Annotated in this window: 7 protein-coding genes and 2 pseudogenes; 7 read left to right on the top strand and 2 right to left on the bottom strand. The window is 66.1% G+C overall.

Translation table 11 applies throughout. The features are described from left to right. The first annotated feature begins 73 nt into the window (after positions 1-73). From OKW45_RS14610 to OKW45_RS14580, 7 genes and pseudogenes are all read left to right on the top strand, one after another. Complete coding sequence (locus tag OKW45_RS14610) at positions 74-1,591, top strand: ATPase domain-containing protein (protein WP_429469134.1); 1,518 nt, start codon at positions 74-76, stop codon at positions 1,589-1,591. Positions 1,592-1,594: 3 nt separating this feature from the next. Beyond that, positions 1,595-3,094, top strand: a pseudogene (locus tag OKW45_RS14605) (response regulator). A gap of 206 nt (positions 3,095-3,300) precedes the next feature. After that, positions 3,301-3,727 (top strand): annotated as a pseudogene (locus OKW45_RS14600) (MarR family winged helix-turn-helix transcriptional regulator); the annotation flags it as partial. A gap of 284 nt (positions 3,728-4,011) precedes the next feature. Beyond that, entirely contained in the window at positions 4,012-6,114 is a 2,103-nt protein-coding gene (locus OKW45_RS14595; RefSeq protein WP_429469131.1) for an FUSC family protein, read from the top strand. Positions 6,115-6,183: 69 nt separating this feature from the next. Further along, positions 6,184-6,393, top strand: coding sequence for a DUF1656 domain-containing protein (locus tag OKW45_RS14590; RefSeq protein ID WP_018424227.1), 210 nt, complete (start codon positions 6,184-6,186; stop codon positions 6,391-6,393). Then, a complete protein-coding gene (locus OKW45_RS14585; RefSeq protein ID WP_429469128.1) occupies positions 6,390-7,397 on the top strand; it encodes an efflux RND transporter periplasmic adaptor subunit in 1,008 nt (335 codons plus the stop codon). The genes OKW45_RS14590 and OKW45_RS14585 overlap by 4 nt, the downstream gene beginning before the upstream one ends. Continuing rightward, positions 7,394-8,971 carry an efflux transporter outer membrane subunit gene (locus OKW45_RS14580; protein ID WP_018424225.1) on the top strand — a complete coding sequence of 526 codons (1,578 nt, stop codon included), beginning with the start codon at positions 7,394-7,396 and terminating at the stop codon, positions 8,969-8,971. Before OKW45_RS14585 ends, OKW45_RS14580 begins: the two co-directional genes overlap by 4 nt. Positions 8,972-9,186: 215 nt before the next feature. On the opposite strand, the gene OKW45_RS14575 is transcribed toward OKW45_RS14580, so the two are convergent. Next, the gene (locus tag OKW45_RS14575) at positions 9,187-9,648 is read right to left on the bottom strand and encodes a (2Fe-2S)-binding protein (RefSeq protein ID WP_429469125.1); all 462 of its coding nucleotides are present in this window, start codon (positions 9,646-9,648) and stop codon (positions 9,187-9,189) included. 55 nt (positions 9,649-9,703) lie between these two features. Continuing rightward, positions 9,704-11,974 (bottom strand): xanthine dehydrogenase family protein molybdopterin-binding subunit, encoded by a 2,271-nt coding sequence (locus OKW45_RS14570; protein ID WP_429469123.1) that lies wholly within the window; start codon positions 11,972-11,974, stop codon positions 9,704-9,706. Positions 11,975-12,110: the final 136 nt, after the last annotated feature.

The following is a 12,110-nucleotide window of genomic DNA, read 5'->3' as shown; positions in this document are numbered from 1 at the left end:
GCGTCGCGCCATACCGGCCGCGACAGCGCGCCCCTCCCGATCAAAAGCCACTGCCGACGTCATTTCAACCATCATGTCGACCACTACCGCCGCCCCTGCCTCCGCCCGCATATCGTCGGGTATCGAAGGCATCGACGACATCCTCGGCGGTGGTCTTACGCCGAACCGCATGTACCTCGTGGAGGGCGCGCCAGGCACGGGTAAGACCACCTTGGCGTTGCAATTCTTACTCAAGGGCCTCCGCGAAGGGCAGACCGGCCTTTACATCACGCTGTCCGAAACCCGTGCTGAACTGCTCGCGATCGGCGCGAGCCACGGCTGGGATCTGAGCCGTTTCACGATACTGGAGCAACTGCCCGAAGAAGGGCTCGAACCGCAATACGAACAGACCGTGCTGCACCCGGCCGAAGTCGAACTCGGCGAAAGCGTGCGCAACGTGATCGAGCACGTCGACGAATTGAAGCCGGCGCGCGTCGTCCTGGACAGCCTGTCCGAACTGCGTCTGCTGGCGGAGAACCCATTGCGCTACCGTCGGCAGATTCTCGCGCTCAAGCACCATTTCTCGACGCGCGAATGCACGGTTCTGCTGCTCGACGACACGTCGGCCAGCGCCTCCGGCATTCAGCTTCACAGCATCGTGCACGGCGTGATCAGCCTCGACAACATTGCCCACGATTACGGCGGCAACCGCCGCCGTCTACGCGTCGCGAAGATGCGCGGCATCAAGTTCCGCGAGGGCTATCACGACTTCACGCTGAACACCGGTGGTCTGCGCGTCTATCCGCGCCTGGTCGCCGCCGAGCATCACAGCGAATTCGGCACGAGCCCGCTGAGCACCGGCACACCCGGCCTCGATGCGCTGCTTGGCGGTGGCCTCGTCCCCGGCACCAATTCGCTGATCATCGGCCCGTCGGGGGTCGGCAAAACCACCACCGTCGTGTCGTGCCTGCTTGCCGCTCTCGAACGCGGCGAGCGTTGCGCGTACTACGTGTTCGACGAAACGCTCAGCACGCTGGTCAAGCGCTGCGCGACGCTCGGCATGGATCTCGCGCCGCACGTAGACAGCGGTCTGCTGACGCTGCGTCAGATCAATGCGGCGGAAATCTCGCCGGGAGAGCTGTCGAGCGACGTGCGCAACGCGGTCGAAGCCGAGCACGTGCGCCATGTCGCAGTCGATAGCCTCAACGCCTATCTGCAGGCGATGCCCGGCGAGCGCTACCTGCTTCTGCACATGCACGAGTTGCTCGGCTATCTGAATCAGCAGGGCGTGATCACGATGCTCGTGCTCGGGCAGCACGGCATCATCGGCGAAGTGCAGACCGAGGTCGACGTCAGTTATCTGAGCGACGCGGTCGTGCTGTTCCGCTACTTCGAGCACCACGGCGAAGTGCTGACGGCAATAACCGCCGTCAAGAGCCGCGCGAACCATCACGAACGCACGATCCGCCAGTTCCGCCTCGGCACCGAAGGCGTCGAGGTCGGCGAAGCGCTGCGCGACTTCGAGGGCGTGCTGTCGGGCCTGCCCTCGTATCGCGGCAGCACCGCGATGCTCGGCGCGACGAACCATCTGATCGATACGTCAAGACAGTGAGCGATGGAGCAGCGTGTCCTCATCCTCGCACCGTTCGGCCGCGACGCCGAAGTGATCACCGCCGTGCTGCACAACGACGCACGCGCCTGCGTGACCTGCGACGACGCCGACGCGCTCACCACCGAGCTCGACGTCGGCGCGGGCACTGCGCTGCTCACCGAGGAAGCGCTCGCGAACGGCCACGGCTCGAGCCTCTATGCGTGGCTCGAACGGCAGCCCGCATGGTCCGACTTCCCGTGCATCCTGCTCGCCGCCGGCAGCATCGGCCATCGATCCGCGCGCGGGCTCGAAGTGCTCGAACGGCTCGGCAACGTAGTGGTGCTCGAACGTCCGCTCAATTCGGAAACGTTGCGGCGCGCGGTCGCGTCGTCGTTGCGGCCCGTGGACGGCAGTATGAATCGCGAAGGCTGCTTGCCGAGCGCATCGAGGCACAGGACCCACTGGAGCAGCTGAACGATTCGCTGGAAAGCCGCATCGCCGCGCGCACGCACGAACCTGCGTCAGCCAACGACCGGCTGACGGCCGAGATCCACGAACGCGCGAAGGTTCAGGCCGTGCTCGTGCAATCGCAGAAGATGGAGGCGCTCGGTCAGCTGACCGGCGGCATAGCGCACGACTTCAACAATCTGCTCAACGTGATCATGGTCAACGCGGAACTGATCGCACGCGTGAGCGGCGACGAACGCCTGCGCGGCATGGCGGCCACCGTCAAGGGCGCGACCGAGCGCGGAGCGAAACTGACTGGCCAGTTGCTGACTTTCCCGCGCAACAGCAATCCGAATCTGAAAGCGATCGACGCGGTCGCACTGCTGCAGGGCATGCGCGACATCATCGCGGTATCGCTCGGCTCGCGCATCCGCTATGACAACGCCTTCGAGCGCACCGAAATGTGGACCCAGGCCGACGCAAATCAGCTCGAGCTCGCGGTGCTCAATCTCGCGATCAACGCGCGCGACGCGATGCCAGGCGGCGGCCGCCTCGACATTCGCGTGACCGCGCGCGATGCCCCCGACCAGACACTGAAGCACGGTCGCTACGTTGTGATCGAAGTCGCCGACACGGGTGAGGGCATTCCGCCCGACGTCGTGTCGCGCGTATTCGATCCGTTCTTCACGACCAAGCCGATCGGCAAGGGCACGGGGCTAGGCCTGAGCCAGGTGTACGGTGGTCGAGGACGACAGCGAGGTGCGCGCGATGCTCGTTGAATCGTTGCGCATGCTCGGCTATACGGTGACCGAGGCCGCCGACGGCCAGGCTGGCCTTGACCGCCTCGTCGACGATCGTCCCGATCTGCTGATGGTCGACTTCGCGATGCCGGGCATGAACGGCATCGACGTGATCGCCGCGGCGCGCAAGCTTCGTGCCGATCTACCGGTGGTCCTGGCGACCGGTTATGCGGACGTCGACATTGCCGATCTCGCGGTCAAGCATTGCACGATCCTGCGCAAGCCGTTTCAGCTCGACGAGCTGGCGCGCACGATACGGATCGGGCTGGTCGCCTGAATCAAGCTCAAGTAAATCAAGTAGACCACTTGCATCGAGATGCCGATTAAATCGCGGCGCACCGCACACCCAACAATTCTGTAAGCCCACCTCCTGGCCACCGATTTAATGCCGCTGTCGCATTCGCGCCGCAGATTCCTCCGGTTCGGCCACGATTTTCAATTCAATAGTTTGCTAACGAATATTTTGGAAATACAATACCGGCCATGTCGAATCTCGATGCCCTGCGCCGCACCGTCAGCAGCACGCTGGTCGTCGCCGCCAGAAAGTGGCGGCGCACGAGTCATGGTGTGCTCGCGGCCTTCAACGTATCCGAAGCGTGCGCGACGCCGCTTCTGACCGCGAGCCGGCTCGGCTCGGCGGTGCGTCAGGTCACGCTCGCCGATCACATCGGCATCGAGGGGCCGTCCCTCGTGCGGCTGCTCGACCAGTTGTGCGCGGCCGGCCTGATGCGCCGCGACGAAGATCCCGAAGACCGCCGCGCGAAGACCGTCGTGCTGACCGACGAAGGTCGCGCCGTCACCGCGAAGATGGAAGAGGAGCTGGTCACGTTGCGCGCGCAGGCGCTCAAGGGCGTATCGCGCGACGATCTCGAAGCCGCCCTGCGCGTGCTCGACGCATTCACGACCGATGCCGCCGGACGCGCCGAACCGGGAAGCGTCGAGCGCGACACGCGTCACGAACGCGCGCAGCCGGTGCGCCCGGAATCGGTCAGGCACGAGGCGACGAAGCACACCTCGTCGGCGAAGCGCGAGCCCGCCAAAAGCGAGGTGCTTGCCAGCAAGGTCAAACCGACGAGCGGCAAAAGCGCTGCCAAAACGGCCGGCAAATCACGCGGCACCGCCAAGGCGCGCAAGTCCACCAAGCGCGGCGCACGAGCCACCGCGCCGCACAACGCCGATTCCGAGTAACGGTTTATGGTCTATCCCACTCTCCGCGACTGGCTGTTTTCCATCAAAACATTCGCCGCGGCCATGCTCGCGCTTTACATCGGCCTCGCGTTCGAACTGCCGCGGCCGTACTGGGCGATGGCGACCGTCTACATCGTGTCGAACCCGTTCGTCGGCGCGACCCGCTCGAAGGCGATCTATCGTGCGCTGGGCACTGCGCTCGGCGCGTCGGGCGCGGTGCTGCTGGTGCCGCCGTTCGTCGAATCGCCATACCTGTTCAGCGTGATCGTCGCGACGTGGACCGGCACGATGCTCTACCTCGCGGTGTCGGACCGCACCGCGCGCAGCTACGTGTTCATGCTGGCCGCCTATACGATGCCGATCATCGCGCTGCCGTCGGTGACGAATCCGACCGGCGTCTTCGATCTCGCCGTGAGCCGGACCGAAGAGATCATTCTCGGCATCGTCTGCGCGAGCATCGTCGGCAGCGCGGTGTTTCCGAGCCGGCTCGCGCCGACGATCATCGAGCGCACCGACGCATGGTTTCGCGACGCCGCGTTCTACGCGACCGAAACGCTGTCGGGCCGCATCGCAAGCTCGGCGATTTCCGGTGCCCGGCAACGACTCGCGAGCACGATCAACGGTCTCGAACTGCTGCTGAGCCAGCTCGCCTACGATCACACGCGGCCCGACGTCCTCGCGCGCGCCCATGAACTACGTGGCCGCATGCAACTGCTGCTGCCGATCATGTCGTCGCTCGCCGATCCGCTGCTCGCGCTCTACAACAACGGCCCGCAACACTGGCCCGAAGGACTTCAGACGCTGATCGACGACGTCATCAAGTGGTTCAATCAACCGCTGCCCGCGCCGAGCGAGGGCTATCACGCGGACGAGACCGCCAACGCGCTGCGCGCGCGCGTCGCCGCGATGCACCCGCCCGCCGCCGCGCTCGCGCATTGGGACGGCGCGCTGCTGTCGAATGCACTGTGGCGCCTCGCGCAAGTGATCGACGTGTGGCAAGACTGCCGCTCGCTGCGCATCATCATCACGCGCGAGGAAGGTTCGTGGCGGCCGCATTTCCGTCACTGGCGGCTCGGCGGCACCGAGCGCTTCTACGATCGCGGCATGATGCTGTTCGCGACCGTGTCGGCGGCCGCGGCTGTGGTGCTCGCGTGCGCGCTGTGGATCGGCTCGGGCTGGAACGACGGTGCGAGCGCGGTCACGCTCGCGGCGGTCGCCTGCTGCTTCTTCGCAGCGCTCGACGAGCCCGCGCCGTTCGTGTTCCGCTTCTTCCTCGCGACTGGCGTCGCCGTGGTGGCCGCGGGCCTCTATCTGTTCGTCGTGCTGCCGCAGGTGCACGACTTCCCGATGCTGGTAATCCTGTTCGCCGCGCCGTTCATTCTGGTCGGCACGCTGATTCCGCGCCCGCAGTTCAACATGGTGACGGTGCTGGTCGCGGTGAACACGGCCACCTTCATCAGCATTCAGGACGCGTACGACGCGAACTTCCTGACGTTCCTGAACGCCAACCTCGCGGGCCTCTCCGGCCTGCTCTATGCATACCTGTGGACCCGCGTAACGCGCCCTTTCGGCGCCGAGCTGGCCGCGGCGCGCCTGTTGCGCTCGAGCTGGGCCGACGTCGCGCTGACCGCGTCGACGCGGCCGATCGAAGATCCGCGCAATCTCGCCGCGCGCATGCTCGACCGGCTGATGCAATTGATCCCGCGCCTCGCGGCCACCGACGACCAACGCCATCCGTCGATCGAGAGCTTCCGCGATCTGCGCATCGGGTTCAACGCGCTGGACCTGCGCCGCCTCACACGCAAGCTCGGCGGCGAAGCGGCCGGCGCGATCGACCATGTTCTCGATGGAGTGCGTACATACTACGAGAGCTGCATCGATCGACGCCACCGCGAGCCGGTGCCGGACAGCCTGATGTCGTTGATCGACGTGGCCGTCGCGCGCGTCACCGCACAGGGGCTCGCCAACGCCGCGGCGCCGACCGAGACCTCGAAGACCTCGGCGCGTCAGTTGCGCGATGCGCTGCACGCGCTGGTCGGCTTGCGTCTTTCGCTGTTTCCGGCGACCCTCACGAAACCAACGCCGTCCGAACCGGAGGCCGCCGCGTGACGCACCCATTCTTGCGCCCCTGCTTGCGCGCGCTTGCCCACCCCGCCCCCCCTTTTCCCAGTTCCCGCGATGATCGGTGAAATCGATATCTTCGGCGTGTTCGTACCGGCCGTGCTGGTGCTGATGTTGATCGCGTATCTGATCAACCTCGGCATTCGCACCGCGCTCGATTACACCGGCTTTTACCGCTTCGTCTGGCATCGCTCCATCTTCGATCTCGGCGTCTATGTGCTGGTGCTGGGCCTTGTCGTCGTCGTTTCGCACAGACTAATAACGTGAAAAAAACCTGGTTCTCCGTCGGTCAGATCCTGCTGACCCTGATCGTCGTAGTGGTCGCAGCATTGGTGCTGTGGAAACTCGTCGACTACTACCTGTTCGCGCCGTGGACCCGCGACGGGCGCGTACGCGCCGACGTGATCCAGGTCGCGCCCGACGTGTCGGGACTGATTTCGTCGGTCGAGGTCATGGACAACCAGCAGGTCAAGCAGGGCCAGGTGCTGTTCAGGATCGATCAGGCGCGCTACACGCTCGCATTGCGACAGGCCGAGGCAACGGCGCAGCAGCGCCGCGCGACGCTCGATCAGGCCCACCGCGAATACGCGCGCAATCGTCAGCTCGGCAACCTCGTCGCCGCCGAAGTACTCGAAGAAAGCCGCTCGCGCGTCGACGCGGGCGAAGCCGCGCTCGCCGACGCGAACGTCGCGATCGACACCGCGAAGCTGAACCTCGAGCGCTCGACGATCAAAAGCCCGGTAGACGGCTATCTGAACGACCGCGCGCCGCGCGCCGGCGAATTCGTCGCGGCCGGCCGCGCGGTGGTCGCGCTGGTCGACATGCATTCGTTTCGCGTCGACGGCTACTTCGAGGAAACCAAGCTGCGCGGCATCGACATCGGCCAGCCGGTCGACATCATCGTGATGGGCGAGCCGAAGCCGCTGCGCGGGCACGTGCAGAGCATCGTCGCCGGTATCGAAGACCGCGACCGCACGCAAAGCGCCAATCTGCTGCCGAACGTGAACCCGGCGTTCAGCTGGGTGCGGCTCGCGCAGCGCATTCCGGTGCGGGTCGCGCTCGATGAAGTGCCCGCCGATTTCCGCCTGATCGCGGGGCGTACCGCTACGGTGTCGGTGCGTGACCTGTCGCCGCTCAGGAGACGAGCCGTGTCGGGCACGGGTAGCGCATCTGGCACAGTCGCCGCTTCGGCTGCGCCGGCGGCGCCGGGTTCGTCGGTGGCGTCCGAGGCGGCCGGGTCGGCCACCGCACCGTCGGGCGCGTCGCAATGAAGTTCGTGCGTACCTTGTCCTCGCTGGCGCCGCGCTTGCCGCTGCTGCCGCTGCTGCCACTGCTGCCGTTGTTGCCGCTCACCGTCGCGCTGAACGGCTGCATCAACGTCGGGCCGAACTACACGCTGCCGAAACAGGCGCTCGTCAATGCCCCGCTCGCGAACGGAGCGATCGAGGGCGCCGATCCCAAGCTGACGTCAACCCTCAATCTGCCGACCGTCTGGTGGAAGCTGTACGACGATCCGGTGCTGAACGGTCTGGTCGACCAGGCGTTGAAATCGAATACCGACCTGCGCGTCGCGACCGCGAATCTCGCGCGCTCGCGCGAGGCGCTGGGCATAGCGCAAGCGCAGGGCGGTTTTTCGGGGAACGCGTCGGTGGCGATCCAGCGCGCGCAGGAATCGGCCGAGCAATACCTGCTCTTCGAGAAACTGCCGGTCGCCAACCTGGGTGACATGGGCATCAACGTCTCGTACGAAATCGACCTGTTCGGCAAGCTGCGCCGCGGCGTCGAAGCGGCGGCGGCGGATACCGAGGCCGTGGAAGCCGCGGGCGACCTCGCGCGCATCACTGTCGTCGCGGACGTGGTGCGCTCGTACGTCGAACAATGCTCGGCGGCCGAGGAGCTGCGCATCGCGCAGCAATCGCTCGCGCTACAGAAGGAGCGCGTGGACGTGTCGCGCCGTCTGCGCGACGCGGGACGCGGAAACCAGACCGCGGTCACGAGCGGCCAGACTCAGGTCGAGACTCTGACGGCCGACATTCCGCGCTACACCGCGCGCCGCAAGATCGCACAATACCGGCTCGCGATGCTGCTCGCCCAGGCACCGTCGCAATTGCCGCCGGCCGTGCTCGCCTGCGACCGGCTGCCGCAAATCCACCAGCCGATTCCGATCGGCGACGGCGCCGGGCTGCTGCGGCGACGCCCGGACGTGCACGAAGCCGAGCGTCAGCTCGCGGCGTCGACGGCGCGCATCGGCGTCGCGACCGGGGCGCTTTATCCCAGCATCAGCATTGGCGCGTCGGCGGGCTTCACGGGCATTCTGGAAGACATTCCCACCTCGCCGACTGCGCGTTGGGCCTTCGGTCCGCTGATCAGCTGGACCTTCCCGACCAATGGCGCGCGCCAACGGGTCCACGAAGCCGAAGCGTCGAGCCAGGTCGCGCTCGCGAAGTTCGACGGCGTGGTGCTGACCGCGCTGCGCGAAACCGAGACCAACCTCGCTACGTACGCGTCCGATTACGCGCGCGCCGAATCGCTGCGCGCGGCGCTGAAGTCTGCGTCGCAATCGGCGGATGAAACGCATCGGCTATATCGCGCCGGGCGAGAGTCGTTCATCTCCGATCTCGACGCGACGCGCACGCTGACGGCCACGAAGTCGCAGCTCGCGGCGGCGGAGGGCCAGGTGGCGGTCGATCAGGTCAATCTGTTCCTGTCGCTGGGCGGCGGGTGGGAAGTTGGCGGGCAAAGCACGCCGGGCGAAACGCGGCCGCAGCTGAAGGCAACACCTGTCGCGGCCAAGCCGTCCGCGAAGTCGGGAGCGTCGGCGGCCGCAACTGCGAAAGCGCCTTGATCGGCCGCCTTACGATTTATTTTTGACAATCTTTCTTTTTGCTTTCACTTTCGGTTAAATACGTGACACCACTTCACGCTACGGGGTCTCGTATGTCGCCATTCATGCAGGGTGTAGTCACGTTGGGCGGATGCATCGGTATCTTCACCGCAGTGGTCGCGGTGGTCGAAATGTTGGCGAATTGAGTTGGGCGGGCGGCGGCGCGCAAGAGCGGCTCAGCTCTCGCGCACCTTCGCCGCCGCCTGATGTATCGCCGCCCGCACCCGCGGATACGTGCCGCAACGGCACACCACCGGCGTCATCGCCTCGTCGATGTCGGCATCGGTCGGATCGGGCTTGCGCTTCAGTAACGCGCAAGCCGCCATCAATTGCGCGCTCTGACAATAACCGCACTGCACCACATCGAGTTCGATCCACGCAGACTTCAGCGCCTGCGCCTCGCGTCCCTGCAAACCCTCGATCGTCGTGATCTTCTGCGTATGCAGGCTCGACATCGGCGTCTGACATGCGAGGCAAGCGGCATCATCGAGATTGATCGTGCACGCGCCGCAGATGCCCACGCCGCAGCCGAACTTGGTGCCGGTCATGCCGAGATCGCCGCGCAGTACCCATAGCAGCGGCATGTCCGGGTCGGCATCGACCATCACCCTGCGTCCGTTGATACTCAGTACCGCCATGCTTGCCTCCTGACTCGCCGCGCTACACCGCAAGCTTTTGCTGATCCGACGTCCGTCATGCAAGCCGCAACGGCAGCGTCCGCAAACGCTGCCCCGTCAGTGCGAACACCGCATTGCCCACCGCCGGCGCAATCGGCGGCACGCCAGGCTCGCCGACACCTTGCGGATGCAACTGGCTCGGCATGATGTCGACTTCGATCGCAGGGCACCCGTTCATCCGCACGACCGGAAAGTCCACGAAGTTCTTCTGCTGCACCTGGCCGTTGACGATCGTGATCTCGTTCTGCAACGCGCTCGACAGCCCGAACACGATGCCGCCTTCCATCTGCTGCCGAATCAGGTTCGGATTCACCGGCAAGCCGCAATCGATCACGCACACCACCCGATGCACGCGAATCTGCCGGTTCGCGCCGATCGATACCTCCGCGACCTGCGCGACCACGCTGCCGAACGCCTCGTGCAACGCGACGCCACGAGCGCAACGCGCGCCATCGGCGGCGGGTTTTAGCGGACGCCCCCAGTCCGACAACTTCTCGACACGCTTCAGGACCGCCAGATGACGCGGATGCTGCGCGAGCAGCATCGCGCGAAACGCGATCGGGTCCTGGCCGGCCGCGGCGGCGGCTTCGTCGGTGAAGCTCTCGGTGAAGAAGGCCTGATGCGAGTGGCCGACCGAGCGCCAGAAGCCGATCGGCACCGGTAATTCGACTATCTTGTGCGACACGCGCGCGGCCGGCCACTCGTACGGCTGATCGAACGCGCCTTCGCAGGTAGTCTTGTCGATCGGGATGTGCGGCACGCCGTAGTAACGCGCGAGCGCATCCGGCACGATCGCCTGGCCCGCCGACTTCGCGTGCCAGGCGACCAGCTTGCCGTGCTCGTCGAAGCCGGCCTGAAGCCATGCCGCGCATGCGGGCCGGTAGAAGTCGTGCGTGAAGTCCTGCGCGCGCGACCAGATGGTTTGCACCGGACGGCCATCGGCCTCGCGCGCGATCGCCGCGGCCTGCGCGACGAAATCGAGTTCGAGGCGCCGGCCGAACGCGCCGCCCAACAACTGTGTCTGTACATCGACGAGATCGACGTCGAGGCCGAGCACTTTCGCCGCATGATGCCGCGCCAGCCGCGGCATCTGCGTCGACACCCAGACGGTCGCTGCGCCGTCCGCGACCTGCACCGTGCAGTTCAGCGGCTCGACCGCGCCATGCGCGAGGTACGGCGCGTGATAGACCGCTTCGATCGTGCGCGCCGCGCGACTCATCGCGTTGTCCACATTGCCGACGTGGTAATACACGTGGCCGTCCGCATGGTCGAGCGCCTCGACGAGGCGGCAGTCCACGGCCGCGCTCGACACCTTCGCGGCCGCGCCGTCATGCCAGGTCACGTTGATCGCCTCGACCGCGCTCATCGCGCGAAACGCGTTGTCCGCAATCACGGCCACGCCGCCGGTGCCGCCCGCGTACGGCGGCACGGCGAACGCCTTGATGAAGCCCCGCATCTTTTGCGCGGGCGTCGCATCGAAATGCGCGACCGTACCGCCGAGCGTCGGACACATCACGACGCTCGCATAGACCAAACCGTCGGGCAACACGTCGATGCCGAAGCGCGCCGCACCGTCGATTTTCGACGCGGCTTCGATGCGCCGCACGGGCTGGCCGATCAGCCTGAAGTCGGCCAGCTGCTTCAGGACGACGCTGCGCGGCAGCGGCTGGCGCGCGGCCATCGACGACAACTCGCCGAACGTCGCCTTGTGCCCCCACCGGTGCAGCACGTAGCCCTTTTCCGCGTGGCATTCGCGGGCCGGCACGTCCCAGCGCTCGGCCGCCGCCTCGATCAGCATCACGCGCGCCGACGCGCCGGCCTCGCGCATCGGCGTCCAGAGATCGTTCATGCTCGAGGAGCCGCCCGTCATCATCGTGCCGATCTCACGCACTGCCTTGCTCGTGATCCACACGGTGCCGCGCCGGATGTAGCTGTCGTCGTCTGGGCGAAAAGGCAGATCGTCGACGATGCTCTGCACCGCGTTGTAGATCCGGTCGATCGGCGCCTCTTCGACTTTCACCTGCGGCCAGTCGGCGTCGAGCTCCTCGGCGAGCAGCATCGCAAGCCCCGTATGGATGCCCTGCCCCATTTCGGCCTTCGGCACCATGATCGTCACGCGGTTGTCGGCGTCGATCTTGACCCAGCCGTTTAGCGCGACCTGCCTGCCTTGCGTAGGCAGCGGCGTCGACGTCATCAGGCGCTGGCGCGGCGGCAGCACGGCCCAGCCGACCAGCAGCCCGCCCAACGCACTGGCGCCGCCAAGCAGAAAGGTTCTGCGCGTCAACATGGCATGGCTCGCTCGGCTGGCTCGATGGTGGGAAAGCGGCGACAGCGCCGATGCACCCGTCTTTGTCTGCGAATAGTAATAAGACGAATCGGCGAGCGTGAGACTTAAATGCGCGCGTGAACCCCGAGCGGCCGTG

This window comes from Paraburkholderia lebeckiae (genome assembly GCF_050436225.1).
Classification (GTDB): Bacteria; Pseudomonadota; Gammaproteobacteria; order Burkholderiales; family Burkholderiaceae; genus Paraburkholderia; species Paraburkholderia tuberum.
Note: the sequence above shows the minus strand (reverse complement) of the source record. Positions and strands in the feature narration are given on the sequence as shown.